General features: G+C 72.6%; 25 protein-coding genes. 9 read left to right on the top strand and 16 right to left on the bottom strand.

All coding sequences use genetic code 11. The features are described from left to right. Positions 1-353 precede the first annotated feature (353 nt). The gene (locus ACIQNU_RS15755; RefSeq protein WP_401366170.1) at positions 354-1,610 is read right to left on the bottom strand and encodes an NAD(P)-binding domain-containing protein; all 1,257 of its coding nucleotides are present in this window, start codon (positions 1,608-1,610) and stop codon (positions 354-356) included. Beyond that, on the bottom strand, positions 1,610-2,920 hold the full coding sequence (locus ACIQNU_RS15750) for an ATP-grasp domain-containing protein (protein ID WP_401366419.1): 1,311 nt from the start codon (positions 2,918-2,920) through the stop codon (positions 1,610-1,612). The genes ACIQNU_RS15755 and ACIQNU_RS15750 overlap by 1 nt, the downstream gene beginning before the upstream one ends. Before the next feature lie 183 nt (positions 2,921-3,103). On the opposite strand from ACIQNU_RS15750, the gene ACIQNU_RS15745 reads away from it, so the two are divergent. Continuing rightward, the gene (locus ACIQNU_RS15745; protein WP_401366168.1) at positions 3,104-4,450 is read left to right on the top strand and encodes a glycoside hydrolase family 26 protein; all 1,347 of its coding nucleotides are present in this window, start codon (positions 3,104-3,106) and stop codon (positions 4,448-4,450) included. 122 nt (positions 4,451-4,572) lie between these two features. Here ACIQNU_RS15745 and ACIQNU_RS15740 read toward each other — a convergent pair whose 3' ends face one another. The 9 genes from ACIQNU_RS15740 to ACIQNU_RS15700 form a co-directional block, all read right to left on the bottom strand. Continuing rightward, positions 4,573-5,673 (bottom strand): GNAT family N-acetyltransferase, encoded by a 1,101-nt coding sequence (locus tag ACIQNU_RS15740; RefSeq protein ID WP_401366166.1) that lies wholly within the window; start codon positions 5,671-5,673, stop codon positions 4,573-4,575. Beyond that, a complete protein-coding gene (locus ACIQNU_RS15735) occupies positions 5,670-6,329 on the bottom strand; it encodes a lipopolysaccharide biosynthesis protein (RefSeq protein WP_401366164.1) in 660 nt (219 codons plus the stop codon). Before ACIQNU_RS15735 ends, ACIQNU_RS15740 begins: the two co-directional genes overlap by 4 nt. Then, a complete protein-coding gene (locus ACIQNU_RS15730) occupies positions 6,326-7,459 on the bottom strand; it encodes a glycosyltransferase (RefSeq protein ID WP_401366162.1) in 1,134 nt (377 codons plus the stop codon). Before ACIQNU_RS15730 ends, ACIQNU_RS15735 begins: the two co-directional genes overlap by 4 nt. Beyond that, entirely contained in the window at positions 7,456-8,187 is a 732-nt protein-coding gene (locus ACIQNU_RS15725) for a polysaccharide deacetylase family protein (protein ID WP_401366417.1), read from the bottom strand. Before ACIQNU_RS15725 ends, ACIQNU_RS15730 begins: the two co-directional genes overlap by 4 nt. A gap of 76 nt (positions 8,188-8,263) precedes the next feature. Then, positions 8,264-10,042: a murein biosynthesis integral membrane protein MurJ gene (gene murJ, locus ACIQNU_RS15720; protein WP_401366161.1), complete on the bottom strand. Its 1,779-nt coding sequence runs from the start codon at positions 10,040-10,042 to the stop codon at positions 8,264-8,266. After that, complete coding sequence (locus ACIQNU_RS15715) at positions 10,039-11,430, bottom strand: O-antigen ligase family protein (RefSeq protein ID WP_401366416.1); 1,392 nt, start codon at positions 11,428-11,430, stop codon at positions 10,039-10,041. The genes murJ and ACIQNU_RS15715 overlap by 4 nt, the downstream gene beginning before the upstream one ends. A 61-nt stretch (positions 11,431-11,491) precedes the next feature. Further along, positions 11,492-12,979 (bottom strand): sugar transferase, encoded by a 1,488-nt coding sequence (locus ACIQNU_RS15710; RefSeq protein ID WP_401366159.1) that lies wholly within the window; start codon positions 12,977-12,979, stop codon positions 11,492-11,494. Continuing rightward, entirely contained in the window at positions 12,976-14,175 is a 1,200-nt protein-coding gene (locus ACIQNU_RS15705) for a glycosyltransferase family 4 protein (protein ID WP_401366157.1), read from the bottom strand. Before ACIQNU_RS15705 ends, ACIQNU_RS15710 begins: the two co-directional genes overlap by 4 nt. 85 nt (positions 14,176-14,260) lie before the next feature. After that, positions 14,261-15,427: a DUF3344 domain-containing protein gene (locus ACIQNU_RS15700; RefSeq protein WP_401366155.1), complete on the bottom strand. Its 1,167-nt coding sequence runs from the start codon at positions 15,425-15,427 to the stop codon at positions 14,261-14,263. Positions 15,428-15,764: 337 nt separating this feature from the next. Here ACIQNU_RS15700 and ACIQNU_RS15695 point away from each other — a divergent pair, with 337 nt between their 5' ends. From ACIQNU_RS15695 to ACIQNU_RS15660, 8 genes are all read left to right on the top strand, one after another. Further along, positions 15,765-16,004, top strand: a complete 240-nt coding sequence (locus ACIQNU_RS15695; RefSeq protein ID WP_401366154.1) for a chaplin — start codon at positions 15,765-15,767, stop codon at positions 16,002-16,004. A 248-nt stretch (positions 16,005-16,252) separates the two neighbouring features. Then, positions 16,253-16,867, top strand: coding sequence for a hypothetical protein (locus ACIQNU_RS15690; protein WP_401366152.1), 615 nt, complete (start codon positions 16,253-16,255; stop codon positions 16,865-16,867). A gap of 296 nt (positions 16,868-17,163) precedes the next feature. Next, positions 17,164-17,448 carry a hypothetical protein gene (locus tag ACIQNU_RS15685; RefSeq protein ID WP_401366150.1) on the top strand — a complete coding sequence of 95 codons (285 nt, stop codon included), beginning with the start codon at positions 17,164-17,166 and terminating at the stop codon, positions 17,446-17,448. A gap of 127 nt (positions 17,449-17,575) precedes the next feature. Beyond that, positions 17,576-18,079, top strand: a complete 504-nt coding sequence (locus ACIQNU_RS15680; protein ID WP_401366148.1) for a DUF5949 family protein — start codon at positions 17,576-17,578, stop codon at positions 18,077-18,079. 21 nt (positions 18,080-18,100) lie between these two features. Further along, entirely contained in the window at positions 18,101-18,817 is a 717-nt protein-coding gene (locus ACIQNU_RS15675) for a vitamin K epoxide reductase family protein (RefSeq protein ID WP_401366146.1), read from the top strand. 118 nt (positions 18,818-18,935) lie between these two features. Beyond that, positions 18,936-19,436: a hypothetical protein gene (locus tag ACIQNU_RS15670; RefSeq protein ID WP_401366145.1), complete on the top strand. Its 501-nt coding sequence runs from the start codon at positions 18,936-18,938 to the stop codon at positions 19,434-19,436. Between the two features lie 13 nt (positions 19,437-19,449). Beyond that, the gene (locus ACIQNU_RS15665; RefSeq protein WP_401366143.1) at positions 19,450-19,977 is read left to right on the top strand and encodes a tyrosinase family oxidase copper chaperone; all 528 of its coding nucleotides are present in this window, start codon (positions 19,450-19,452) and stop codon (positions 19,975-19,977) included. A gap of 23 nt (positions 19,978-20,000) precedes the next feature. Beyond that, positions 20,001-20,864 (top strand): tyrosinase family protein, encoded by an 864-nt coding sequence (locus ACIQNU_RS15660; RefSeq protein ID WP_401366142.1) that lies wholly within the window; start codon positions 20,001-20,003, stop codon positions 20,862-20,864. A gap of 62 nt (positions 20,865-20,926) precedes the next feature. Here ACIQNU_RS15660 and ACIQNU_RS15655 read toward each other — a convergent pair whose 3' ends face one another. The 5 genes from ACIQNU_RS15655 to modA form a co-directional block, all read right to left on the bottom strand. Next, complete coding sequence (locus ACIQNU_RS15655) at positions 20,927-21,196, bottom strand: chaplin (protein WP_401366141.1); 270 nt, start codon at positions 21,194-21,196, stop codon at positions 20,927-20,929. Positions 21,197-21,322: 126 nt separating this feature from the next. Further along, positions 21,323-22,486 carry an NAD-dependent formate dehydrogenase gene (locus ACIQNU_RS15650; protein WP_401366139.1) on the bottom strand — a complete coding sequence of 388 codons (1,164 nt, stop codon included), beginning with the start codon at positions 22,484-22,486 and terminating at the stop codon, positions 21,323-21,325. A gap of 244 nt (positions 22,487-22,730) precedes the next feature. After that, on the bottom strand, positions 22,731-23,675 hold the full coding sequence (locus tag ACIQNU_RS15645) for a LysR family transcriptional regulator (protein ID WP_401366138.1): 945 nt from the start codon (positions 23,673-23,675) through the stop codon (positions 22,731-22,733). 40 nt (positions 23,676-23,715) lie between these two features. Then, positions 23,716-25,668 (bottom strand): ABC transporter permease, encoded by a 1,953-nt coding sequence (locus ACIQNU_RS15640; RefSeq protein WP_401366136.1) that lies wholly within the window; start codon positions 25,666-25,668, stop codon positions 23,716-23,718. Positions 25,669-25,731: 63 nt separating this feature from the next. After that, positions 25,732-26,553, bottom strand: a complete 822-nt coding sequence (gene modA / locus ACIQNU_RS15635; protein ID WP_401366134.1) for a molybdate ABC transporter substrate-binding protein — start codon at positions 26,551-26,553, stop codon at positions 25,732-25,734. Positions 26,554-26,568: the final 15 nt, after the last annotated feature.

Here is a 26,568-nt window from a genome sequence, read left to right as displayed (position 1 = left end):
CGGGTTCGTTGTGGCTGGGTGCGCAGTTCCCCGCGCCCCTAAGGAAAGAACCGGCTCTCCGCGTCCCTGAAGAAGGAGCCGGCTTCCCGCGTCCCTGAGGAAAGAGCCGGCTTCCCGCGTCCCTGAGGAAAGAGCCGGCTTCCCGCGTCCCTGAGGAAAGAGCCGGCTTCCCGCGTCCCTGAGGAAAGAACCGGTTCCCCGCGTCCCTGAGGAAAGAGCCGGCTTCCCGCGTCCCTGAGGAAAGAACCGGTTCTCCGCGTCCCTGAAGAGAGAGCCGGTTCCCCGCGCCCCTTAAAAAAGAGCCGGTTCCCCGTGGCTTACGGGGGACCGGCTCTTTGTGACCCTTGAGGGGCTTATGCGCGGCTCAGGGTTCTTTTTGTGGGGGGTGGGCTGGTGGGGGACGGGAGTTTGGGGGCCGGGTGGCGTAGGTGGTGGTTTACGCCCTTTACCAGGCGGGGTGCCGTGTAGGTCGCGCCGTGGACGAAGCGCATGGACGGGCCGAAGGACGATGCCGTGACCAGGCCCGCCAGGAACAGGCCCGGCCAGGTCGACTCGAAGTCCGTGCTGACCTCCGGTGAGCCGTCGGCGCAGGAGGCCAGGCCGTCCCGTAGCTCGTCCGAGAGCAGGGCGATGCGGTCGCAGGTGGGGCGGAAGCCCGTTGCCGCGATGACGTGGTCCGTTTCGAAGGGGGCCAGGGGGCCGGACGGGCCCGTCACCTCCAGGCGTACGCCGTTGTTCGTCGGTGTCGCCCCGGTGATGTGGTGGGTGAGGCGGACTTCCACCTTCGGTTCGACCCTGTCGCGCAGCCACCAGGCGCCCGCCGGGCCCAGCGCCGAGGACGCGATCCGCGTGCGGGTGGCCTCCGGGAGGCGGCGGAAGGCCCAGGGCAGTTCCGAGTAGCCCCAGTTGCGCCAGCCGGGGCCCAGGCCGCTGTGCGGGGTGCGGGCCGACTGCCACCAGGGGCGCTGCCACGGGAGCGGCACCGTGTTCCAGTTCAGGCGGTCCGAGCGGGCCAGGACGCGGACGCGGGTGCCCTGTTCGGCGAGGAGCGCGGCGGTCTCCAGGGCGGCCTGTCCTGCGCCGACCACGGTGACGTCCCGGCCGTGGAAGCGGAGCAGCTCCTCGTGGTGGCTGCTGTGCGAGACCAGTTCGGGGCCGAGGTGGCGCAGCGCGGCGGGGATCTCCGTGAACGGCAGGACACCGATGGCCAGCGCGACCGTGCGGGCGTGCACGATCTCGCCGTCCTCGGTGACCGCACGGTAGCCGCCGGGCCCGGTGCCGACCCCCGTGACCATGCGCTGGTCGACCCCGGGCACCGCACGGTCCGCGAACCACATCCCGTACCGCGCGAAGGTCTCCACCGGGATCGGCTCGGCGTGCCGGGCGGCGACGCCGATGCCGGCGCAGTAGGTGTCGAGGCCGAACCGGCTCTCCGGGTCGGACAGATGCGATGCCCACGGCTCCGACTTCAGGAACATGCCACGGGGCATGTGGTCGCGCCACGACGCCATCGTCCGCCCGAAGACACGGACGTTGAGGCCGGACGCCGCCGCGTGCGACGCGATCGACAGGCCGTAGGGTCCGGCCCCGACCACCACCAGGTCGTACATCAACAGCTGCTCGCTTTCTCGTCGTCGCGCCGGGCGGTCCCGGCGATGTCTGGTGCTGTGCCGTCCGGTCCTGTGCCGTTCGGCTGACGTGCCAACAGGCCCGGCGCCCGCACGGGTGCGGCGCCGCCGCGCCGCAGCAGGCCCGGCAGGCGGTGCGCCACATGGCGGCACCACAAGGTGGCCATGGCCAGACCGGGCGCGCGGTCGTCGCTCGCGTACCACGCCAGTTCGTGCCGGGGGTCCGGTGCGGTGAGGGTGCGCAGGGCGGCGAGCGGGGCGTAGTTCTCGACCACGAACGTGCGGCCCGGCAGCGGTGCCGGGTCCGGCAGCGGCCGGTGCGTGAGGTCGAGATGCAGCGCTCGTACGACGTCGAGCCCGGTCCCGTCGGCGAAGAGCCGGAACTGTGCGCCGGGCCGCGGATTGAAGTCGAGCAGGTGGTACGTGCCCGTCGCCGGGTCGAGCCGGAAGTCGAGGTCGAGGATGCCCCGGTAGCCGAGGACGCGTACGAGGTCCTCCGCGGCCGACTGGAGGTGCGGGTTGGGCAGCCAGCGGCCCACGGCGGTCAGGCCCGCGCCGGGCGGCCAGGCGCGGTGCTTCCAGCCGGAGCCGCCGCCGTGCACCGTGCCCGACCGGTCCGCGTACCCGTGGAAGAACCAGTCGCGGCGCGGGCCCGGCGGCAGATACGCCTGGAGGAGCAGCGGGCTGCCCGCCTCGCCGACCCGCCGGTACAGCGCCTCCGCCTCCAGCGCGGACTTCAGGAGCACCGTGCTGCGCAGGCCCGAGCCGGGGGGCAGCAGCCATGGGCGGCTCCACTTCGCGACCACCGGCAGGCCCAGTTGCCAGACCGCTGCCGCCGCCTGCGCCGGGCTCTGCGGGACAAGGGTCACCGGGTGCGGGATGTCCAGGGCGCGGCAGACCTCGGCGAGTTCGGCCTTGTCGGCGACGCGTTCCGCCAGTCCGCCCGGCTGGCCCGGCAGCAGGAACAGGTCGGTCAGCTCGCGGTAGAGGCCGCTCACGGCGATGGCGCCCGCGTCGTCCATCGGGATCAGCACGGCCGGGCGCCCCACGCGGGCGGCGACCCTGCGCAGCGTGGCGGCGATGTCGGGGAGCAGCGCGCCGGGGTGCGGGGGAGGGTGCATCCGGTGCAGGAAACGGGAGTGCGGCACCGGACTTCCGGCGGATTCCGCGACGGCGTGGACCTCGACTCCGCAGCGCCCGAGTGAGCGTACGGCGCCGAGTGTGCCGTGATGAAAAGGGTTCCGGTCGATCCGCAGCAGGACGGCCGGAACTCGGGGATCGAGCAAGGACACGGTCATCTCCTCCACTTTCACTGACCCGACCGGGGGAGACCTGCCCGCAATGGGTTAAGGGGCTCGATCGGCGCAATAGAAATATTTATGACTCGGCGTCAGCAGGCAGGGTCGAATTCAGCAGGCACGGTCGGAATCAGCAGACAGAGTCGAACGCGGAGCACACCAGTCCGAGGAGCAGGTATGGCCAGTCAGCAGCGCGGGACCGTCAGGAGACGGCTTCTCTCGATCGCCGCGGGGGTCGTCGCGTCCGCGGCCCTCGCGTCCGGTACGGCGCTCGCCGTACCCGGCGGCATCGCGGGGAGCGGGCCGCCGACCGCGGCACCGACACCACCGCCCGCCCCCGAGGCGCCCACCGATCCGACGGCGGCCACGCCCACGCCCACGACGGCTACGGCACCCACCACCGGAACGGCACCGACCGCGCCCACGGCTCCGACGGCTCCGACAGTTCCGACGGCTCCGACGGCTCCGACAGTTCCGACGGCTCCGACGGCTCCCGTCAAACCTGTCGTGCCGCCCGCCTTCGGTGCCTACCTCGACTACGGGCCCCGGGGCGTCGACCGCATCACCGAGCTGTCCACATGGCTCGGCGGCGCGGATCTCCGGGTCGGCCACACCTACCTGCCGGGCGACCGCTGGGCCGGCATCGAGGGCAACGTCGACTTCCTCGGCAACTGGGCGACCTGGCGCCGCGCCGACCCCGACCGGCTGTTCGTCCTCAACGTGCCCATGGCCGAGCGCAACGAGGAGGGGCTGAGCGACAGCCGGGTCCGGGAGAACCTGCGCCAAGGCGCCGCCGGTGACTTCGACGGGCACTACCGCGCCCTCGCGCAGCGGCTCGTCGACCTCAAGATCCCGGACACCGTGATCGTGCTCGGCTGGGAGATGAACGGCGTTACGTACAGCCACCGTTGCGGGCCGGATCCGCAGGCGTGGAAGACGTACTGGAACCGGATCGTCACCACCATGCGGTCCGTGCCGGGGCAGAAGTTCCGCTTCGATTTCACGCCCAGTCGGGGGCGGGACGCGGTGCCCTGGACCGAGTGCTATCCCGGTGACGACACCGTCGACATCATCGGCATGGACTCCTACGACCAGCCGCGCGGCATGGATTTCGACCAGCAGATCAAGGAGCCGTACGGGCTTCAGCAGCACGTCGATTTCGCGAAGGCGCACGGGAAGGCCATTTCGTACCCGGAATGGGGGCTGTTCCGTAACGGCGACAACGCGGAATACATGCGGCGGATGATCGAGTGGATGAACGCGCACAAGCCGGTCTACAACACCATTACGGACTACTGTCCGCATGGGGTCTGGCAGTGTGGGCGCAATCCGAAGTCGACGGCTGTGTACCGGGCGTTGTTGTCGGGTGGAGCGACTCCGCCGGTCAAGCCGCCAGTGGTTCCGCCGGTGAAGCCGCCGACCCATCAGCCCGGGTGTTCGCCTGTGAATCTCGGTGACTGGGTGGAGTACTGGCTCGGGGGGAAGTTGTGTCTGCGGTTCGATTGGTACGACCGTCGGGGGTGAGGTTGTCTTTGGGCGCGGGTTGTTGCGCAGTTCCCCGCGCCCCTTAATGGGTGCGTCCTTGCGCAGGGTGTGTCCTCGTGGCGGAGTCGCATATGTCACAGTCCCGCGCCCCTTGTGTGGGTTCATGGGTTGTCCCTGTGCAGTCGCAGTAGTTGCTTTGCCTGGGATTTGGCCTTTGCGTTGCACATTGCTGCTGCCAGTAGGGGGGCCGTGCGTTTGCGGGAGAGGAGGAAGCGTTGGTTGGTGACCTGTGAGGGGCGCCAGTGGTGTTTGTAGGGTTCGTTGCCTCGTAGGAGGCTCAGTACGCCGCTGTCGCTCAGGTGCTCCGTGCTTGCGTGCAGGAGCATCGTCGCCACGTCGACCTTGCGGTCCCGTAGGTCCGGGTGGGCGCCGTACAGGTAGCCGCCTGTCAGGCCGGGGGCCAGCAGGGTCAGGTCGGCGGCGACCACCGTGTCGTCGAGGCGGAACTCGGTGACCACGGCGGCGCCGGAGCGGACCATCGGGCCGACCGACCGGATCAGGTGCTCGCAGAACCGGGGCCGCAGATGCTCGGTCGTCACCTTCCGGCCCTGCCACTGGAGCCGGTGCAGGTCGAGCAGGGTGCGTACGGCGCCCTCGGCCTCGTCCGCGCCGACCACCCGCCGCCGTACGCCGACCGCGTCGATCTTGCGCATCTTGGCGCGGGCGCGCTGGGCGCGGGGTGTGGGCAGCCGGGCCACCAGGTCGTCCATCGGGAGCGCGGGCAGCTCCAGGCAGAGCGAGTCGGGCAGTGCGCGGCGCGGGCCCGGCCAGCAGGCGTAGACGCGTTCGGCCGCGCCGCCGGGCCGTACCTCGCGCAGGTCGACCAGCGCCGTACGGGCCGCCCCGGCGAGACCGTGGGCGAGGGCACGGGCCGCCGGTTCGGCGCGCTCGTCGTCCAGGAGGACGTCCGTGAAGTCGGAGATCGCGCCGCCCAGCGGGACCAGCGCGGGCAGCGGTGCGCGGACCAGCATCAGCGGCGCCGCGGCGACGAGTTCGCCGTCCGCGTCCCGTACGAGCACCACCCGCAGCCGACCGGGCCTCCCGTACGACATCCACCACGAGTGCAGCCACGCGTGGCTCTGGAACGCCGTCACCGACCGGCACCGCCGGTACAGCCGGTTCCAGTCGGCGCCGAGCGCGGTGAACTCGGCCTCGTCCCGGCACAGTTCGATGCGCAGGGGCTCGGTGGGCCTGCCGCTCACCGCTGGAGGTCCGCCGCCGGGGCCGGGCTCGGCACCGAGGCGGGGAGGTCGTCGCGGACGCGGCGCGGGCGGACCAGCAGGGCGAGACCGCCGATCAGCGCGCCCGCGCAGCCGCCCACCAGCGCCGTGACCGGCGCCGATGTCGAGGTGGGCTCGGCGGGTTTGACGGCGCGGGAGAACTGGAGGAGCTGGACGCGGGTGTCGCGCTCGGTCTGGTTGGCGTTGATGGTCAGGGCGCGGGACACCGCGTTGGCGATGTCGGCGGCCTGCGCGGGGCGCGGTGCGGTGGCCGAGATCGCGACCATCGGGGCGTCCGGCGAGGTCTCCGCGCGCACGCTGTCGCGCAGCGTTCCCACCGGTACGCCCGCCCAGACCTGGGCGTCGCCGAGTACCGCGAGCTGGGTGGCGACGCGGCCGTACGCCTGCGCGAAGCCGAGCGCGGTCGCCGGGTCGGACTTCGCTGTCGGGACGGCGATCACATAGCTCGTGGCGGTGTACTCGGGTGTCTTGGCGACGCCGTACACGCCACCGGCGAGGGCGCCGACGAGTGCGCACGCGGGGAGTACGGACCAGGTGGGGACCCGGTGGGCGCGGGACCGGAGCCGGGCGCCCGGCCGGCCGGGGCGGAGGGGCCGCCGGCTGGGGTTCTCGGTCATCGGGATGTCACTTTCTCGTAGAGCTGGGTGAGGCGGGTGGCGCTGTGGGCGATGTCGTAGTGGTGGACGGCGGGGTGGGGGGTGGTGCGGTCCCGGAGGGACGGGGGGTGCCGTAGGGCGGTGGCGAAGGCCTGGGGGGTGCTCGGGACGCGGGTCGCCTGGGCGGGCGGGCCGTTCGGGAGGTCGTCCAGGGCCGGGCAGTCGGCGTACGCCACGGGGAGGCCGGCGGCCAGCGCTTCGAGGACGGCCAGTCCGAAGGCCTCTTCGGGGGAGGGGGAGGCGAAGACGTCCATGGCGGACAGCAGGTCGGACAGCGGGCCGGGCAGCACGGAGGGGGAGTCCTCGTTCGCCGACGCGGTGGGCTGAGGGCATTCGCCCGTGAAGTGGACCCGGGCCCCCACCCCCGCCTCCCTCGCCACCCGCCGCAGCCCCGCCGCCTCCGGGCCGTCCCCCACCAGCATCACGTGGTGCGTGGACGGGAGTCCGGGGAGGGATCTGATCAGTACGTCGAAGTGCTTGGCCGGGGTCAGGCGGCCCACCGCTCCGATCAGTACCGCCTCCTCCGGCAGCCCCAACCCCGCGCGGACGCGCGTCCGGGCCGCCGGGTCGAAGCGGAAGCGTCCCGCGTCGATGCCGTTGGGGACGACGTGGATGCGCTGGGCCGGTACTCCCCAGCGCCGGAGGCGGTCCGCGACCGTCGGCGACACGGCGACCGTGGCGCGGCCGAGGCGTTCGCCGGCGAGGTAGAGGCCGCGTACGCCCGCCGTGAGAGGCCGGCCCTCCAAGTGCGCCTCGCCCAGCGAGTGTTCCGTCGCCACGACCGCCCGTACCCCCGCGATCCGTGCCGCGATCCGCCCGTACAGGCAGGCCCGGTACAGGTGGGTGTGGACGAGGTCGTAGCGGCCCGCGCGGATCAGGGCCGTGAGGCGGGGCAGGGCGCGCAGGTCGCGGTTGCCCGTCATACCGAGGTGGACCACGCGGACGCCGTCGGCGGTGAGGCCGTCCGCGACCGGGCCCGGGTTGGTCAGCGTGACCACGTCGCAGTGCGCGGGCAAGTGGCGCAGGAGCAGGCGGAGTTGTTGCTCCGCGCCCCCTACGCCCAGCCCCGTGATGACGTGCAGCACTCTCACGGCGACTCCAGCGAGGGCGACTTTTGAGCAGGCAGCGCCTGATCAACCGGCGGCATCGGGCGCCGGAACGGGCTGATCCGCCGTTTGAGTTCCAGCCGCATCCCGGTGTCCTCCTGCCCGATGTGCACCCGGGGCAGCGCGAGGTCCCCGGCGAGCGGACCGGGCGCAATGGCGCACGCGTACCGGTACCCGGCTGCCCGTACCGCCTCGATCGCGCGGGCGTCGACCGTGCCGTACGGGTAGCAGAAGCCCGCGATCTCCTGGCCGGTCAGCTCGCGCAGCCGGGCGCGGCTGTCGGCCGTCTCGGCGCGCAGGGTCGCGTCGTCGGCCTGGGTGAGGTCGGTGTGGGTGAGGCCGTGGGAGCCGATCTCGACGCCCTGGGCGGCGGCGTGCCGGATGCCGTCGGCGCAGAGGAGGGGCTTGCGCGGGCCGAGCGGGTCCCAGGCGTTGTCGCCGCCGAGCCTGCCCGGCAGGACGAACAAGGTGGCGCCGCATCCCCGCCTGCGCAGGATCGGCAGGGCGTGCTCGGTGAAGTCGGCGTAGCCGTCGTCGAAGGTGAGCGCGACCAGGTTCCGCGCCGATCCGGCGGCCCGCGCGGCGAGCAGTTCGGTCATGGCGACGGCCCGCAGTCCGCGCCGCCGCAGCCGGTGCAACTGGTCGTCGAGGCGTTCGGGTGTGACGGTGATGCGGTACGGGTCGTCCGGGGTGCGGGAGACCGAGTGGTACATGGCGATCCACTCGGGGGCCCCGGCGGACCGCCGCCCGGCGGGGGCGGCCGGGCCGTCGGATGCGGCGGGGAGCGGGTCAACGGACATGGGCGCGCTTTCTGCCGAGGGAGCGGAGACCGGGAGTCCTGCGGGCGAGAGAGGAGAGAGCGGGCGTACGGGTGCCCGGGACGGGGAGGACCAGGACCAGGGCGAACACGGCCGCCACCGCCGCCGCGCCCGCCACCACGGCGAGCAGCGGGTCCGCGATCCGGACCGTGCACAGCAGGCCCGCGCCGGTCGCGCAGAGCGCCGCCGTGACGGGCCGGACGAGTCCGGCGAGGACGCGGAGGCGGTGCAGGGGCACGGTGCGGGCGCCGGTGCCGGCCAGCAGGAGGACGGCGGCGACGGTGATGCCGAGGGCGTTGGCGGCGGCGATGCCCCGTACGCCCCACGGCCCGACCGCCCACACGCCGACCCCGCCGGTGACGACGATGCCCACGGCCATCGCGGCCGTCGGGTACCAGGTGGGCCGCCCCGCCGAGAAGTACGTACGGGACAGGGCGCCGACCAGGGTGTGGCCGAGCAGCCCGAGCGCGTACACGCGCATGACGCCCGCCGTCGCGGCCGTGTCCGCCGCCGTGAACTCGCCGCGCTGGAAGAGGAGGTGGATGAGTTGCGGGGCGCAGGCGACGACGGCGGCGGTGCCGAGCAGGACGGTGCGGGCGGCGAGCGCGATGTCGCGTTCGACGCGGATCCGGGCGCGTTCGGTGTCGCCGTCGGCGAGGGCCTGTGCGACGACCGGGAAGGTGACCGTGCAGAGCATCAGCGACAGCACCATCGGCATCTGCGCCACCTTCTGGGCGTAGTTGAGATGCGAGATGGCGCCGGCCGGCAGCGAGGAGCCGAGGAACCGTTCGATGAGGACCTGGCACTGGCGGCAGAGCGCGAAGAGCAGCACGGTGGAGATGAGGACCATTCCGGTGATGCGCCGGCCCGTCACCGGGACAGGTTCGGGACGCGCCGATGGCTCCTCGCCCGCCGTGTCCGGAGCGGCGGGGGCCCGGCGCCGCCCCCTCAACTCCCGCCACAGCGAAGGCGCCTGCGCCGCCACCATCAGACAGCCGCCGATCGCGACCCCGATCGCCGCCGACCGTACGCCCCAGCGTCCCCCGAGGACGAACATCGTCGTGATGATGCCGATGTTGTAGGCGACGTAGATCGTGGCGGGTGCGAGGAAGCGGCGGTGGGCGCGGAGGGCGGCGCTGGCGTATCCGGCCAGGCCGAAGGAGAACGCGCAGGTCGCGATGATCCTGGTGCAGTCGACGGCGAGTTCCGGGTCCGGCAGGCCCGGGGCGAGCAGTCGGACGAGGAGCGGCGCCCCGGCGACGAGGAGCACGGTGAGGGCCGCGAGGGCGAGCGCGAGGCGCGGCAGCGAACGGGCCACGAACTCCCTTACGGGATCGGCCAGTTGGCCGCCCTGACCCTGGCCCTCAACCTGCCCCTGCCCCCTTGCGCGCCGCGCGAGCGCCACGCTGAACGCCGGTACGAGGACGAACGCCATCCCGTCCTCGATCAGCAGCGTCGCTGCGAACTCCGGCACCGTCCACGCCACCAGGAACGCGTCCGTGTCGAGCCCCGCGCCGAACAGATGGGCGAGCGTCTGGTCCCGCCCGAGCCCGAGCAGCGCCCCGGCGACGGCGAGCACCCCGGTGACGAGCGCGGCGCGGGCGAGGAAGCGGTTGGTGGCGGCGGGCCCGCCGTCCGCAGGAGGCGCCTCGGCGTGCGGTGCCTCGCCGTGCGGGGTACGCGGCGGTCCGAGCGGTGCCGTCGGGGGACCGTCCGTGACCTGGGGCGCCGGGCCCGTGGGCGGGGTCACCGGGCGACGGCCTTTCCGGGCAACGCGCCGACGCGCGCGAGGGCCGGTGCCGGAGCCCGGTCGGCCAGCGCCCACCAGGCGACGATGCCGAGGACCACGGCGGTCAGCACGGTCGAGGGGCCGCCGATGTCCGCGTACGCGAAGTCCACGAGCTGCCAGATCAGCAGGCCGCAGGCGAGCAGCCCGCAGTCCGCGCCCCGGTCTCCTCCAAGGCCGGCCCGCCGCCGCGCGTTCGCCAGTCTCCGCAGGCCGCACACCAGCAGCGCCGCCCAGCTCCCGGCGAGCGCGGTCAGCCCGATCACGCCCTGTTCGCTGAGGACGAGGAGGTACATGTTGTGCGGGGACAGCAGCGGCTGGCGGCGGAAGGCGGCGCCCGCGCCCGCGGTGTCGCTGCCGGAGGACAGGGCGAGCGAGGCGTGGCTGTCGCGGTACTCGGGGAAGTTCTTCAGGCCGACCCCGGTCACCGGATGCTCGCGCCACATGTCGAACGCCGCCGACCACATCGTGTACCGGTCGACCACGGACTGGTCGGGCTGCGCGGTGACCCGCGTGATGCTGTCCAGGCGCTCCTGGAGCTGCGTGGTGCCGACCCCGACCCCGCCGACCAGGACGACGACCACCGCACCGGCCGCCGCGACGACCGCTACGGCCCGCCGTACTCCGGCGAGCAGGAGTTGCGCGGCGCAGGCGACGGCGGTCGCGATCCAGGCGCCCCGGCTGAACGACAGCGCGAGCGGCACCAGGAGCAGCAGCGCGCAGCCGAGGGCGGCCAGGCGGCGGGTGCGGGTCGCGGGGTCGCGCGGCCCCTCGCGGTCACGGCCCAGCGCGAGCCCCACCGCGCAGACGAGTCCGTACGAGACGACCGTCGACATCCCCATCACGTCCGCCGCCCCGAAGGTGCCGACGGCGCGGATGTCGGAGCCCATGTAGGAGGCGCCGGTGCCGGTGACGTACTGGTGGACGCCGATGCCGCCCTGCCAGAGGGCGAGCGCGGTGAACGCCCAGGCGACCAGGCGCAGATCGGCGCGGTCGCGGACCAGGAGGAGGACGGCGGCGGGGACCAGGACGAAGATCTGCAGGTAGCGGCCGAGCCCGGTGAGCCCGGATGCCGCGTCGGCGGCGCCGGTCGCGGCGACCGCGATCCCGGCGACGGGCAGCGCGAGGACGACGGCGGCGGTCCGGGTCAGCGGGCGCCGGGCCCGCCGCAGCAGCCCGAGCGCGCAGCAGACGACGAGCAGCCCGGACGCGGCGTCGGCGACCGTGCCGCCGCCGGAGTCGCCGGAGCCCCCGCCGCCGGGCGCGGCGGGCAGCCCGAGGAGGGCGACCACGAGGACCACCGGCAGGACGGGCGCGTACCGCCGCCCCCACAGCCGCCCCCGCGCGCACAGCAGGCCGAGCGCGGGAGCGGCCGTCAGGCCCGGTGCCGTCGGCGTCGACTGGGTCACCGGCTCAGCTCCCCGTCGGCCGGACGAGCGCGGCGGCCGTGCGCAGCAGGATGCAGATGTCCTGCCACAGCGACCAGTTGTCGATGTACGCGTTGTCGAAGCGGGCCCGGTCCTCGATCGAGGTGTCCCCGCGCAGCCCGTGGATCTGCGCGAGCCCGGTGATCCCGGTCTCCATCCGGTGCCGGGCCGCGTAACCGGTGTACGTCTGGCTGAACTTGGCGACGAAGTAGGGGCGTTCGGGGCGCGGCCCGACGAGGCTCATGTCGCCCCGGAACACGTTCCACAGCTGAAGCAGTTCGTCGAGCGAGGTGCGGCGCAGGAAGCGGCAGAAGGGGCGCATGCGCTGCTCGTCGGCGACGCTCCACCGGGTCGCGGCCTCGTGCGGGTCGGCCGGGCGGTGCGTACGGAACTTCAGCAGCGTGAACGGCCGTCCGGCCTTGCCGATGCGCTCCTGCCGGAACACCACACCGGGCCCGTCACTGACCCGCAGGACCACCGCGCACAGCAGCAGCACGGGCGCGCTCACCAGCAGCAGCGCCCCCGACACGGTCACATCGAGGACCCGCTTGCCCACCCGCCGCCGCCCCGCCCGCACGAACGCCAGCGGCCGGTACGCGAACCCGGCGATCCGCCCGCCGTGCGACGGCCCGTCGAGCGTGTCGTACGCGGGTGAGTCGGGCTCGATCCGCCACAGCGCGCAGCCCTGGTCGCCGAGGGTGCGCAGGAGCGGGGCGTGGCGGCGGCCCGCGTCGGCGCCGACGACGAGCGCGGCCCGCACCCCGTTCTGGATGAGCGCCCGTTGCACTTCCTCGTCGGACGACAGGACGGGGAGCCCCGGGCCCGCGTCGGAGCGCTTGCCGGACTGCGCGGGTTGGGCGGACGGCGCGGAGACGATGCCGACGGGCCGCACCCCGCAGTTGGGCTGGCGCAGGAAGGCGGCGGCGACGCGCTGCGCGGTGTCGGCGGGCCCGATGACGAGGGCCGCGCGGGGCTGCCGCACCAGCGCGGCGCGCCGTCTGCTGTGCACGACGGCGCGCCCCGCGCAGCTCGACAGCGTCTGGAGCGACCAGGCGACGAGGAGGGTGCCGGGCGACAGCGCGTGGCCGGGCGCGACGGCCGCGACGAGCGCGGCGAGCAGGGCCCAGGCGACGAGGATCCGGCCGCACAGGGCGGGCAGTTCGTCGAGGAGGGCGGGCGGCGCGACGGTGCGGCGCGGCGCGCTGCGCGCGTTCCAGCCGCCGACCCCGGCGATCAGGAGCGCGACCAGCACCGGGTGCCGCTGCGGCGCGCTGAGGGCCAGGGTGCTCAGGAGCGCGGCGGCGCCGTCCACCGCGAGCAGCGGCAGGTGCCGGGTGCGGGGTTCGACGAGCCGCCCCGGCGGCGGGCGGAACCCGCCGTGGGGGGTGCGCGGGTGGAGGACCGCGACGGAGGAGGCGTGCCCCGCCGCGCGTGGCTGCCCCGCGGGAGGGGGAACGGTGCTGTCCGCAGTCACGAGGTGATGGACTCCCTGCACTCGGTGTGCGCCGTGCCGAGCAGGCCGCGGTAGACGGCCGCGACCGCGTCGGCGGCGTGCCGCACATCGTGGGTGGTGAGAACGTGCCGGCGCCCTTGCCGGCCGAGCGCCGCCAGCCGCCCCGGGTCCCGCAGCAGCCCGACGGCGGCCCGCGCGAGCGCGCCGGGCTCCTCGGGCGGTACGAGGCTGTATGGGGCATGGCCGGGCGGCAGGCTCTCGCGGGCGCCGTCGACATCGGTGACGAGGACGGCCCGCGCACAGGCCATCGCTTCGAGCGGCGCCAGCGCCATGCCCTCCCAGCGGGACGGCAGGACGACGAGGTCGGCGGCCCGGTACCAGTCGGCCGCGTCGGCGGCGGCGCCCGCGAAGACGACCCCGGCGGGCGCCGCCGTACGCAGCCGCCGCGCGTCGGGCCCGTCGCCGACGAGGGCGAGCCGCGCGCCGGGCACCTGGGCCGCGACGGTCTCCCACGCGCGCAGGAGGACGTCCTGCCCCTTCTGCCGGCACAGCCGCGCCACGCACACGACGAGCGGCCCGTCACCGGTCCCGTCGAGGGCGGGCAGCGTGGCGCGGGCGGTCGCCGCGTCGCCCGGGGCGAACCTGGCGGTGTCCACACCGTTGGGGACCACCGCCCAGTCCGCCCGGATACCGGCGGCGATCCCGGTGGCCCGCTCCGCCGCGCTGACGCACACCACGCGCGACGCCCAGCGGGCACCGGCGCGCTCCCAGCGCAGGGCGAGCCGCGCGGTGGCCCCGCCGACGGCCTCGAAGGACCAGGCGTGCGGCTGGAACACGGTCGGCCTCCGGCCGCGTACCGCGAGCCGCGCCGCGAGCCCCGCCTTCGCGCTGTGCGCGTGCACCACGTCGGGGCGCACCGCGTCCACCAGCCGTGCCAGCGCCCGGACTTCACCGGCGAGCGAGGGCCCGGGGGAGCGGGTCGCCTCCCACCGGTACCAGTCGGCGCCGAGATCCCGTACCGCCCGGGACAGCGGGCCGTCCTGCGGACAGGCCACGGCGATGCGGTACGGGCCGTCGGCACCGGTGTCCGTGTCCGTGGCCGTCGCGTGGTGGGCCCGGGTCAGATCCGCGACCACGCGCGCGACACCGCCGTCGACGGGCTGCACGACATGCAGCACCCGGGGGCGGGGGGATCGGGGTCGGGGTGGCAGCGGCATGCGCGGCGCTCCGCTCAGGGAAAGGGAGGAGGGCGTAGGAGAAGGGGAAGGAGGTGCGGCGGCCCGCGGGGGGTACGAGGTTGTCTCAGGGCCGGGTGTCGGCGGCGGCGAAGAGAACCCCGGCCCACGCGGCGTCCTGCCGCACCGAGAGCCGTAGTTCGAGCCGTCCGGCACCGGATTTCAGCGCCCGGTCGAGGGGGAACACGTCGGAGTCGTAGCCGAGGGTGTGGGCGTACGCGGGTCTGCGCCCGGCCTGCGGGGTGCCCGGTTCGCCGATGGTCGAGTTGAGGACGTTGCCCGCGGGGTTGCGCGGGTCGGACAGGGCGGTCGCCGCGCCCTTCCCGGTGGACACGGTCAGCGAGTCCCCGGTGGTGCCCCGGTCGCCGTTGTACGCGACCAGGCCCGCCCGCCCGGCCGCGCCGGCCGGGATCCGGACCCCGTCGAGCGCGACGGAGACATCGCGGTGGCCGGGCTCGAACGCGGCGAACCCGTCCCAGACGGCGAGCTGCCGCAGCGGCTCACTCGCCTTCTCGTACGCGGCGACGAGCGTCCAGCCACCCCACCCACCGGCGGCGGACCGGCCCATGGCGACGTTCACCTGAGCAACCGTCCACATCCCCGGACCGCTCGACCGCACCAGCTCGGTGACGTCGGCGGACGCCTGGAACGCGTCCACGCCGCGCGCGACCCGGTGCCCGACGACGGTGTCCGCGAGGACCTCCTTGTAGCGGCCCCCGGGCTCGGCGATCAGCACCCGCCCGTTGTCCCGAGGCGGCTTCTGCTCGCCGACCAGCAGATTGCCGCCCCAGTAGAGCCGCGCGTACGTGACGTCCGCCCCGTCCGGCACCTTCAGCTCGGCCTGGCTGGAGTTGTACGTGTTCGGGTCGTCGTCCACATCGACGTAGAACATGTCGAAATCGTGGTTGGCGGCCCGCGCGCCGCCCCGCTGCCCGGCCCGCGCGTCGGCGCAGGCCGTGGCCGCCTTGGCGGGAGTGTCGACGGTGGCGCGGCAACTGAGGGAGGAGTTGGCGGCGCGCACGAGGTCGCCGTGCTGGACGGCGTGGAAGCGCCGGGTGAAGGGGATGTTCTCGGCTTCGTCGGCGACCCACGCGGTGTCCGGGGCGGCGACCGGCTGAGCGAAGGGTCCGGTGGGTGACGCGGCGACCGGAGCGGGTACGGCGGAAAGTACGGAAAGGGCGGTGAAGGCGCTCACGGTGCCGCGCCGCAGAACAAGACCGAGGGAATTGCGCATGACCGGCTTTGCCCTTTCGGGATGTAAAGAATCTGACCCTGTGCGGAGGGCAGCATGACCATCACATATTGACGCGTGAACTCCCGTGCCCGTACCGGCAGGTGTCAGGAGGGAAGTCACTCTAGCCTTACGCACTATTTCGTTTCAGAATCTCCGCAAGTCAGTGTGTCGGATTAGTTGAGCATCCGCGCTTTCGTTCGGCAGGCTACGCGCGAGGGATGAGCATGACCGCGAGAGATCACCCTTTCGGAGGCGGAACCCGAAGCCGCGTACGGCGTTGAGCATGGGCCGGGCATCCCGCCCCGGTGATTTCACGAATACCGAGGAGCAACTCCCCATGTCGCGTACCGCGAAGGCTTTTGTCCTGTCCACCGTCGCTGCCGCCGCCGTCGCCGGCACCGCGGGCATCGCCGCCGCCGACAGCGGTGCCCAGGGTGCGGCCGTGAAGTCCCCGGGCGTGATCTCGGGCAACGTCATCCAGGCGCCGATCCACATCCCGGTCAACGTCTGCGGCAACACCGTTGACGTCATCGGTGTGCTGAACCCGGCCTTCGGCAACTTCTGCGCCAACGGCTGACGGCGTATCACCGCCTGAGCGACACCTTCTGAGCATCACCTCGCGGCCGGCCGCCCACCCCTTCCCGGGGAGGGCGGCCGGTCGTGTCTCGCCGCTCCGGCGGGCGGGCCCTCGCAGGGGCCCTTTTCCCCCGTCCGCACCAGTCTCCCGGCGGTCCGTGCCCCGAATGGCGGCGGCCGGTTGCGTACCGGTGTCACCGCTTTCACGGTGATCACAACATTGTGTACGCACCACCGAAGGGAACACACATGCGTGCTCTTCCGGCACGACGCCTTGCCACCACCGCACTGTGCGCCGCCCTCCTCGCCGGCGTCGCCGGCCCCGCCTTCGCGGCCGACGGGGCGTCAGCTCCCGCCGCCCAGGCGGCCCAGGGGGTTCCGGTCGCGGGAGCGGACGCGCTCCTCGCCCAGACGAAGACGCTGAAGGACGCGGGTGGTGTGCTGACGCCGGTGACGGACCTGCTGAACACGGTCCTCAAGGCGGACAACGGCCACGTGCCCGCGGCCGACGCGGCGAAGCTGGCCGCCGACGCCAAGGCGGCGATCGACGCGGCGAAGGCCACCGCCCCGGCCCCCGGTGCCCCGCACGCGGACGGGGCGCGCGAGAAGGCGCCGATGGACGTCAAGGCGGACGCGCTCGCCGCGCTCCAGTCCGCGGTCGACGCGCTGGTCAAGGCGGCCACGGCCGGCGATGTCGCGGGGGTCGCGGCCAAGGTTCCCGTCGTCGTCACCGGCCTGGTCAACTTCCTTGCCGCGACGCTGGTCGGCGGCGGACTGCCCGCCGCGAACCTGCCGGGCCTGCCCGCGCTGCCGTCCGCCCCGTCCCTCCCGTCGGCCCCGACCGTCCCCACGCTGCCCTCCTGACCGGAAAGCAGCGGATTTCCGTACGTCGTGCCGGTCCCGGTTCTCACGGGGCCGGCACGACGTGTGTTCGGGCTTCGACCCCTGTTTCTACGGCGTCTCGACATATGTTCGGAATACGCGGCACGCGCACTCGTACACACAGGTATTCATATGAGAATCAGAAACGTTTCCCCTTCGTTCGAGTGGGTTCCCGGCCAATTTCTTGGCCCGTAGTTTCCGTCCCGGCGAGAGATCGTTAGCCACCGCGAAGTGCGTACTCCCGCTGGCGACCTTCCGTCGCCGAAGAAAGGACCACGATGAAGCCCCTGAAGGCTGCCGCCGTCGTTGCCGGGTCGCTCGCGGTGGTCGGTGCCGCCGCACCGGCGTTCGCCGCCGACCTGACGCCCACGAGCCTCAACGGCGCGCTGGAAGCGATCAGCAGCCAGTCGACGCTCGAAGCGCACCCGCTGCACACCGACGCGATCGACACCGAGAAGGAGGGCTCGCTCGTGAACAGCCTTGGAGACACGACCGACCAGCTGAACGCGGGCGGCGCCTCGTCGCCGACGCAGCTCCTCGGCGGCCTGCCCCTCGGCAAGTAGCCGACACGGCACGAAGGAGGGCCGGTTCCACGGAACCGGCCCTCCTTCGTGTGATCGGAGCCCCCGTGTCCCCCGGTCGGGTGACACGGACATCCGGGTCATCCGGATATGTCGCTACGGTGCCCGGGTGACCTCGACTCCCCCCGAAACGCGCCCTTTCCGCCCCGCCGACCTCGGCACCATCGCCGTCGTCGCCTGGAGCGGCGAACACCACGACGGCAAGGGCGACATGCCCTACCTCCTCGCCTACACCCTCGGTGACGGACCCGACGGACCCGAAGCCTCCGTAGCGGCGGCCCGCGCCCTCCTCGCCCAGAACGGCGTACCCGTCGGCGGACCCGTGGTCGACGCCGCCAAGCAGCCCAGCTTCCCGGTCACCCTCCTCGTCGAGGCCGGGCAGGCGATCCTCAACATGCCGCCGCTCAACGCCCAGTGCATGGTCCCGCCGGAGTGGCTCGCGGCCGTCAAGAAGCGCGGCCACGCCTGCTTCCTCTTCTCGACCGTCCCGTGGCCCGAGGGCAAGCCGGGTGTCGAGATGACCGAGGAGACCCTCGCCGCGTACGCCGGTGACGAGGACATGCTCGCCGCCGCCGCGCACTGCCTGCTGCCCGCGCGCAGCCTGCGGTCCTGAACCGGACCGGTGAGGGAACCCATGAGCACCGGTGACACCGCCCGCGTCCGGCCCCCGCGCCGCCCCGCCGACGCCCCGGCACCCGAACCCGTACGCCGCCAAGTCCCGCACAGGGACGGCCAGTTCGGCGAGTACGGCGAGTTCGGTGAGAGTTCGTCCGGTGCGGTCGGTGGGAGCCGGGCGTTCGCGCTGCTTCTGGTGGTCACGGGTGCGGCGGGGCTGCTCGCCTCGTGGGTGATCACGCTCGACAAGTTCAAGCTGCTCGAGGACCCGAACTTCACGCCGGGGTGCAGCCTGAACCCGGTGGTGTCGTGCGGGAACATCATGAAGAGCGAGCAGGCGTCGGCGTTCGGGTTCCCGAACCCGATGCTGGGTCTGGCCGCGTACGCCGTCGTGATCTGCGTCGGCATGAGCCTGCTGGGCCGCGCCCGCTTCCCGCGCTGGTACTGGCTGACGCTCAACGCGGGCACCCTCTTCGGCGTCGGCTTCTGCAGCTGGCTCCAGTATCAGTCGCTCTACCGCATCAGCTCCCTGTGTCTGTGGTGCTCCCTGGCGTGGGTCGCCACGATCGTCATGTTCTGGTACGTGACCTCGTTCAATGTCCGCAAGGGGTTCCTGCCGGCGCCCGGCCGGCTGCGGAGCTTCTTCGGCGAGTTCACCTGGGTCGTGCCCGTGCTGCACGTCGGGATCATCGGGATGCTGGTCCTGACCCGCTGGTGGGACTTCTGGACGAGCTGACAGTCGTCCGATTGGTACGGGCGGGGGAAATTTGCAGTGGAGCGGCCGGGCGACTCGTTACCCGAGTGCCGCCGGGGCACCCACCGGCGCCCACGAACCCGGAAAGGGACCGCCCGAGATGAAGTCGACCGCACGAGGAAGCCTTGCCGCACTGCTGTCGTGTGTGGCCGCCGCAACCGCCGCCGGCCCCGCCGTCGCGGGGGAGCAGGTGCCGGTGTCGGTGCCGATGGAAGGCGTGGAGAACGTGCTCGGCATCCGGGCGCCCCAGATCAGCGGCGGCATTCCGGTGCCGGTGCCCGGTGTGATGGACAGGCCCCGCTATGTGCAGGGCCGGATGCTGCCCGCCAACGCGCTGCCCAAGGTGCCGCTCAGCAGTCCGTTGCCCGAGGCGAATCTCACGGCGCCGCTGCCGCGGTTGTTGGGGGGCGTGTCGGATCAGCTCGGTCTTTCGACCGGGGGTGGTGAGCTGAAGACCGAGACGCCGGGGGCTTCGCTGGATGCCCCGCTCAGTGCTCCGCAGGCTGATCAGTTCGGGTTGCCTCGGTTGACGTTGCCCGTTGCTGCGTTGAGCGCTCCGCTGGTTCAGGCTGCGCCTGGGGCCGAGTTGTTGGTTGATTGAGGGGGGTTTGGGTGTGGGGGGTGTTGGTGGCCGGTTGCGCAGTTCCCCGCGCCCCTTTTTTGGGGGGTGCGGGTTGTTCGTTCGGGTGCGGCGCCGTCGTGGCTTGTTGCGCAGTTCCCCGCGCCCCTTCGAGGGTGCATCCGTAGGAGTTGTCTTGAAGCGTCGGGTTCTGGTTCGGTCTCTCTTTGTCGTGGTGGTGACTGGGGGGGTTGGTGGGGCTCTGGTGCCTGTTGTTGTGGTGCGGCGGGATCGGGTTCCTCGGGATGTCGTGTTCGATGAGGTGTATCGGGGGCGGCGGATTCGGGGGGTGCCTGTGGATGTGGTGGGGGTGGGGCATGGGCATGGGGAGGGGAGTGGGGGTGTGCGGGTCACTGTTGATGGGCGGTCGTTGGAATTGATGCGGCGGGCTGATGGTGGGTACTTGAGCATGGTTGATCACTACGCCTCTTACGCCACTCCCCTGGAGGCGGCCCGTGCCGCCGTTGACGAGTTGGGGACCGCCCGGCTCGCCCGGGAGCGTGTCGCGCCGCCCACCGTCTGACTGCCCCTGGGGAGGGACCCGCCGTGGTGTACACGCGCAAGAACGTGAGCAGCCTGACCGCCGCCGAGAAGAAGCGGTTCGTCGGCGCCGTCCTCGCGGTCAAACGCAGCGGGCGGTACGACGATTTCGTCCGCACCCATGTCGATTACTACGTCTCCGACGGCGACCCCGGACTGCGCGTCGCGCACATGGCGCCGACGTTCCTGCCGTGGCACCGGCAGTTCCTCCTCGACTTCGAGCGGGCCCTCCAGAAGGAGGCGCCGGGCGTCACCGTGCCGTACTGGGACTGGACCGTGGACCGCTCGCCGGTGGCCGGGCCCTGGACCGACGACCTGCTCGGCGGCACCGGACGCGGCCCGGACCGTGAGGTGACCACGGGCCCGTTCACGCGGCGGAGCGGGTGGATCGTCAAGGACGGATTCACCGACGCCGACTTCCTCGTACGGGACCTCGGGCGCCCCGCGACGCCGCTGGAGCTGCCGACCCGGAGTGAACTCGACGGCGCGATGCGGGAGTCCGTGTACGACGTGTCGCCGTGGGACTCCACCTCCTCGTCCGGGTTCCGCAACCGGCTTGAGGGCTGGACGCGGGAGCGGGGCGACGCGCGGTGGCGCAACCACAACCGGGTGCACCGCTGGGTCGGCGGGAACATGCTCGGCGGCGCCTCCGTCAACGACCCCGTGTTCTGGCTGCACCACGCCTTCGTCGACCTGCTCTGGTCCCGCTGGCAGCAGGCGCACCCCGACGCCGCGTACCTGCCCGACCGGCCGCCCGGGATCGGCTCCACGCAGCGCGGCCGGATCGTCGCCCGGGACGAGCCGATGCCGCCGTGGGACGTGACACCGTCCCAGCTCTCCGACCACAGCCGGATCTATCGTTACGTGTGACACGCGAAGGCCCCCGCCGGTTCGAGGAACCGGTGGGGGCCTGCGCTGGTGTCGAGGGGCGATCAGCCGCCGTAGCCGCCGCGGTGGTGGCCGCCGGCGTTGATGCACTTGTTGCCGAACGCCGGGTTCAGCACGCCGATGACGTCGACGGTGTTGCCGCAGACGTTGACCGGGATGTTGATCGGGAGCTGGATCACGTTGCCCGAGACGACGCCCGGCGAGCCGACGGCTTCGCCCGAGGCGCCCGAGTCGGCCATGGCCAGACCGGCACCACTGAGCACCACGGCACCCGTGCCGGCGACGACGGCGGCTGCCTTCGCGATGCGAGACATCACGTTCTCCTTCAGTTGTCGAACCAAGTGCGGGGCGCACGATCGCGTCCGCACTTCCCCTTCAACGCCGGGAGTCTCGTCTCGTTACGGTGCGGCTCAGCCGTACGGGCACCGCGCGCCCCCGCCTCAGCCCTTGGAGACCGAGTACGAGTGGGCTCCCACGCCCGCCAGGGCGCCGCCGTCGACGATCAGATACTCGTCGCGGATCGGCTTGCCGGCCAGCCAGGACTCCAGGATCTCGCGGGTGCCGGCCGCGTACCGGGCCTGCGCGGACAGGGACGAGCCCGAGATGTGCGGGGTCATGCCCTGGTGCGGCATCGTGCGCCACGGGTGGTCGGGCGGCGCGGGCTGCGGGTACCAGACGTCGCCCGCGTACCCCGCCAACTGGCCGCTGCGCAGGGCGCGGTCGACCGCGTCACGGTCGCAGATCAGGGCCCGCGCGGTGTTGATGAGATACGCGCCGCGCTTCATCGTGCCGATCAGCTCGTCGTCGAACAGGCCCTGGGTCTCGGGGTGCAGGGGCGCGTTCACGGTGACGACATCGCAGTGCGGGACCATCGCGGCGGCCGAGTCGTGCCAGACGAGCCCCAGCTCCTCCTCGATCTCGGAGGAGAGGCGGTGGCGGTCCGTGTAGTGCAGCTTCACGTCGAAGGGGGCGAGGCGGCGCAGCACGGCCAGGCCGATCCGGCCCGCCGCGACCGTACCGACGTGCATGCCCTCCAGGTCGTACGAGCGCTCCACGCAGTCCGCGATGTTCCAGCCGCCGTCCAGGACGACCTGGTGGGACGGCAGATAGTTCCGTACCAGCGACAGCGTCATCATCACCACGTGTTCGGCGACGCTGATGCTGTTGCAGTACGTGACCTCCGCGACGGTGACGCCCTTCGCGATGGCCGCGTCCAGGTCGACGTGGTCCGAGCCGATGCCCGCCGTGACGGCCAGCTTCAGGTTCTTCGCGGCGGCGATGCGTTCCGGGGTGAGGTACGCGGGCCAGAACGGCTGCGAGATCACGACGTCCGCGTCCGGGAGTTCCTGGTCGAAGACCGAGCCCTCGCCGTCCTTGTCGGAGGTGACGACCAGGGTGTGTCCCCGGCTCTCCAGGAAGGCGCGGAGGCCGAGTTCGCCGGAGACGCTGCCGAGGAGGTGGCCGGGGGTGAAGTCGGTGGCTTCCGGGGTGGGGGTCGTCTGGCCGCCCGGGTAGTGGTCGATGACGGGGAGGTCGTCTCGGGCGTAGGTGGTGGGGTAGCCGTCGGTGGGGTCGTCGTAGAGCACGCACAGGACTTTGGCCATGGCGGGTCCTCACGGGTGTCTTTTTCGGCGGGTGGGGTGGGGCTCCTTTTACGGTCGGGGGTGGGGTCGGGGTCGGTCAAAGCGAAGGTTTCTATGCGGGGATAGGGGGGTGCTATGAGGGCTGGTCCGGGGTGGAGGGGGTGGGGGTGTGGTGGGGGCTGGGGTTACGGCGGATGGCGCACCCGGCGCCAGCGGGGTGCCGCTGTGCCCACCCGTGCCGCCCCAGCGGCACTGCTGCCCACAGCTACGGGAGCTGCGGCGGCTGTGCGTCGAGGTGTTCCCTCAGTAGTGCGTCCAGGGATTCCCGTACTCCCGCCTCCCTTGCTGTTTCCAACAGGGCTCGGGCCATGGGGGGTTCCGGGTGGTGGGTTGTGGTTACCAGGCCCACTCTGGGGCCGTGGGTCGGGCCTGTGATGCGGAGGACTCTCATGCCGTCCGGGATGCCGAACATGTGGAGCCAGGCGTGGGATATGACGCTGGACCAGCGGCCCGCGGTGAGGTGGGCGTAGAGGCCCGCGACGGTGTCCGACTCGACGGCGGGGGACGCGATCGCGCCGTCGGCGGCGAAGTTCTCGTCCAGGATGCGGCGGTTGCGCATGCGGGGGGAGAGGAGGCAGAGGGGGAGTGCGGCGATCTGGGCCCAGCGGACCTCGGCGTCCGGCGCGTACGGGCCGTCGACGGGTGTCAGCAGCACGTACCGCTCCTCGTAGAGCGGCATTTTCCGTACGTCGCGGAGGTCACTGTCGTCGAGGTACGTGAGGGCTGCGTCGATCGTGAAGTCCGTCAGGCCGCGGGTGATGTCGCGGGACGACAGGGACTCCAGGCTGACCTTGGCGCCGGGGTGGCGTTCGCAGAAGGGGGTCGTGAGGAGGGACGCGGCGGTGAGTGCGGTGGGGATGGCGCCCAGGCGCAGGGTGCCGGTCAGTCCGCCGCGCAGGGACGCGAGTTCCTGGTGGAGTACGTCGCGTTCGCCGAGGATGCGGTGGGCCCAGGCGAGGACGACCTCGCCCTCGGGGGTGAGGCCCTGGAAGCGGACGCCGCGCCGGACGATCGGGACGCCGAGGTCGGCTTCGAGGCGGCGTATCCCGGCGGAGAGGGACGGCTGGGAGACGTAGCAGGCGTCGGCGGCGCGGGCGAAGTGCCGTTCGCGGGCGAGTGCGACGAGGTATTCCAATTGGCGTAGCAACACGGTGACCTCCTCGGCCTTGCGGGCCTCTCCGCCGACGACGTTACGTGGCTACGAGCGTGACCTCGGTGGCCTTGACGCTGGTGAACACCGCGACGCCGTCCCTCAGTCCGAGTTCGGTCGCGGCCTGCGGGGTGATCTCGGCGACGAGGTCGGGCGCCGCGTCGGAGGTGATCAGCACCCGCAGTCTGCTGCCGAGAGCGGTCAACTCCCTTACCGTGCCCGGCCAGACGTTGCGCGGGCTGCCGTCGGGGCGGGTGCGGTGCACGGCGACGGATTCCGGGGCGATGATCGCGAGGGCTTCGGTGCCGGGGGTGAGCGGTTCGGCGGCGACGATCCCCGTACCGTCCGGGAGCCGGAGACCGTCGGCGGTCGCGGTGCCGGGCCAGGCGTTGCGGCCGAGCATGCGGGCCACCCATGGGGAGCGGGGGTGGCGGGTGACCTCGGCGGGCGGGGCGTCCTGGACCATGCGGCCGTCCTCCAGGACGAGGACACGGTCGGCGAGCGCGACCGCCTCGACCGGATCGTGCGTGACCATCAGACACACTCCGCCGAACCCGTCGAGATGGGTGCGCAGGGTGTGCCGGACCTGGGCGCGGGTCGTCTGGTCGAGCGCGGCGAGGGGTTCGTCGAGCAGCAGCAGCCGGGGGCGGGCGGCCAGCGCGCGGGCCAGCGCGACCCGGCCCGCCTGCCCGCCGGACAGTTGGCCGGGGCGGCGGTGCGCGAGGTGGCCCACGCCGAGCCGGTCCAGCCACCGCTTGGCCTCGCGCCGGGCCTCGGCGCGCGGGACACCGTGGGTGCGCAGGCCGTACGCGGTGTTCGCGAGGGCGTTCAGGTGCGGGAACAGGGCGCCGTCCTGGGGGACCCAGGCGACGGCGCGGCGGTGCGGCGGGAGGGCGGTGACGTCGGTGGGGCCGAGGCGGAGGTCGGCGTGGGCGCGGTCGGTGAGGCCGAGCAGGGCGCGCAACAGGGTGGTTTTTCCGGCGCCGTTGGGGCCGACGACCGCGATGGTGGTGCCGGGGCCGGCGTCGAGGGTGAGGTGGGTGAAGCCGGTGACTTCGGCGTGGAGGGGCCAGGGGGTGGGGGGTTCGGGCGGTTGGGGGGCCGTGGGTTCGGAGGCTGCGGGTTCGCGGGCTGCCGGTTCGGGGGTCTTCGGGGTGTCGTCGGTGGGGTGTGGGGCGGTTGCCGTCGGGTCGGTTGCGGTCGCGGTGCCTGTGGCCGCTGCGGTCCAGCGGCCCCGTAGCGCGATCAGTACGGCCATGGCGATGGCGAGCAGCAGCAGCGAGACCGAGGTCGCGGCCTCCGGGTTGTCCTGGAGGAGGAGGTACACCTGGAGGGGGAGGGTCTGGGTGGTGCCGGGGAGGTTGCCCGCGAAGGTGATGGTGGCGCCGAACTCGCCGAGCGCGCGGGCCCAGGTGAGGGCGGCTCCGGCGGCCAGACCGGGGGCGACCATGGGGAGAGTGACGGTGAAGAAGACCCGTACCGGTGAGGCGCCGAGGGAGGCGGCGGTCTCCTCGTAACGGGTGCTCAGCCCTGCGAGGGTGCCTTCGAGGCTGATGATCAGGAACGGCATCGCGACGAAGGTGGACGCCACCACCGCGCCCGACGTGTGGAACGGCAGCGTGATCCCGAACCAGTCCTCCAGCCAGGGCCCGAGCAGCCCGCGCCGTCCGAAGCCGAGGAGCAGTGCCACGCCGCCGACCGTGGGGGGCAGCACCATCGGGAGCAGGACCAGGGTGCGGACGAAGGTTTTGCCGGGGAACGGGATGCGGGCCAGGAGCCAGGCGAGCGGGACGCCGAGGACGAGGGAGAGGCCGAGGGACCAGAAGGAGACGAGGAGGGAGAGCTTGAGGGCGGTGACCGTGGCGGGGCTGGTGAGGTGGCCGCCGAGTTCTGACCAGTTGGTGCGGGCGAGGATGCCGAGGAGGGGGAGCAGGAGGAAGGCCACCGCGAGGAGGGCGGGGAGGGTGAGGGTGAGCGGGGGTTTCGCTCTCATCGGCTGGGGTGCCTTCCGGGTGGCCGGTACCGATCGTTCCGGTACCGGCACCTGTCTCGTCGACTACGGCTGCTGGAAGCCTGCCTGCTGGAGGATCTTCTGGGCCTCCGGGGAGTTCAGCCACTCCACGAACTGGGCTGCCGCCGCCTTGTTCTTGGACTCGTTCAGGGTCGCCGCCGGGTATTCGGCGATCGCGTTCTGCTCGTCCGGGATGGTGATCGCGTCGACCTTGTCGGGCGCGGTCTCGGCGTCGGTCTTGTAGACGATGCCCGCGTCGGCCTCGCCGAGTTCGACCTTGCTGAGCACCGCGCGGACGTTGGGCTCCTCGGAGACCGGCTTGACGGTGATCTTCTGCGCGTCGAGCACCTGGCGGCTGTAGCGGCCGACGGGGACCTCGGGCGCGGCGAGCACCACCTTGAGCTTGGTGTCCGCGAGGTCCTTCAGGTTCTCGATCTTCTTCGGGTTGCCCTCGCCCGTCGCGATGACGAGACGGTTCTTGGCGATGATCTCCGGGGTGCCGGTCTCGGCCTTGAGGCCGTCCATCGTCTTGGTGTCGGCGGTGACCACCGCGTCCGCCGGAGCGCCCTGCTTGATCTGGGCGGCGAGTTCCTGCGAGCCGGCGAAGGAGAAGGTGAGCGTGGTGCCCGGGTACTTCTTCTCGTACGCCGTCTTCGCCGTGGCGAACACGTCGGTGAGCGACGCGGCGGCGAGGACCGTCAGCTTGGCGTCGGGCGCCGAACTGCCCGTACTCCCGGTCTCCTTGCCGCTGCCGGCGTCCTTCGTGTTGTCGTCCGAGCTGCCGCAGGCGGCGAGCGGCATGAGCAGCACGGCGGTCACGAACGCGGTGGCGGCGCGGCGCCGGGTGAGGGCGAGTCTGCGGGACATGGCGTGAGGCTCCTT

This window comes from Streptomyces sp. NPDC091292 (assembly GCF_044757265.1).
Lineage (GTDB): Bacteria > Actinomycetota > Actinomycetes > Streptomycetales > Streptomycetaceae > Streptomyces.
The sequence above is the reverse complement of the archived record's forward strand: the minus strand, read 5'-3'. Positions and strand labels throughout refer to the sequence as shown.

What these genes read in the sequence shown, in the direction of transcription:
- ACIQNU_RS15755 (WP_401366170.1), bottom strand. Translation starts at nt 1,610, where the DNA reads ATGTACGACCTGGTGGTGGTCGGGGCCGGACCCTACGGCCTGTCGATC.
- ACIQNU_RS15745 (WP_401366168.1), top strand. Translation starts at nt 3,104, where the DNA reads ATGGCCAGTCAGCAGCGCGGGACCGTCAGGAGACGGCTTCTCTCGATC.
- ACIQNU_RS15735 (WP_401366164.1), bottom strand. Translation starts at nt 6,329, where the DNA reads ATGACCGAGAACCCCAGCCGGCGGCCCCTCCGCCCCGGCCGGCCGGGC.
- ACIQNU_RS15725 (WP_401366417.1), bottom strand. Translation starts at nt 8,187, where the DNA reads ATGTACCACTCGGTCTCCCGCACCCCGGACGACCCGTACCGCATCACC.
- ACIQNU_RS15705 (WP_401366157.1), bottom strand. Translation starts at nt 14,175, where the DNA reads ATGCCGCTGCCACCCCGACCCCGATCCCCCCGCCCCCGGGTGCTGCAT.
- ACIQNU_RS15700 (WP_401366155.1), bottom strand. Translation starts at nt 15,427, where the DNA reads ATGCGCAATTCCCTCGGTCTTGTTCTGCGGCGCGGCACCGTGAGCGCC.
- ACIQNU_RS15695 (WP_401366154.1), top strand. Translation starts at nt 15,765, where the DNA reads ATGTCGCGTACCGCGAAGGCTTTTGTCCTGTCCACCGTCGCTGCCGCC.
- ACIQNU_RS15690 (WP_401366152.1), top strand. Translation starts at nt 16,253, where the DNA reads ATGCGTGCTCTTCCGGCACGACGCCTTGCCACCACCGCACTGTGCGCC.
- ACIQNU_RS15685 (WP_401366150.1), top strand. Translation starts at nt 17,164, where the DNA reads ATGAAGCCCCTGAAGGCTGCCGCCGTCGTTGCCGGGTCGCTCGCGGTG.
- ACIQNU_RS15675 (WP_401366146.1), top strand. Translation starts at nt 18,101, where the DNA reads ATGAGCACCGGTGACACCGCCCGCGTCCGGCCCCCGCGCCGCCCCGCC.
- ACIQNU_RS15670 (WP_401366145.1), top strand. Translation starts at nt 18,936, where the DNA reads ATGAAGTCGACCGCACGAGGAAGCCTTGCCGCACTGCTGTCGTGTGTG.
- ACIQNU_RS15655 (WP_401366141.1), bottom strand. Translation starts at nt 21,196, where the DNA reads ATGTCTCGCATCGCGAAGGCAGCCGCCGTCGTCGCCGGCACGGGTGCC.
- ACIQNU_RS15650 (WP_401366139.1), bottom strand. Translation starts at nt 22,486, where the DNA reads ATGGCCAAAGTCCTGTGCGTGCTCTACGACGACCCCACCGACGGCTAC.
- ACIQNU_RS15640 (WP_401366136.1), bottom strand. Translation starts at nt 25,668, where the DNA reads ATGAGAGCGAAACCCCCGCTCACCCTCACCCTCCCCGCCCTCCTCGCG.
- modA (WP_401366134.1), bottom strand. Translation starts at nt 26,553, where the DNA reads ATGTCCCGCAGACTCGCCCTCACCCGGCGCCGCGCCGCCACCGCGTTC.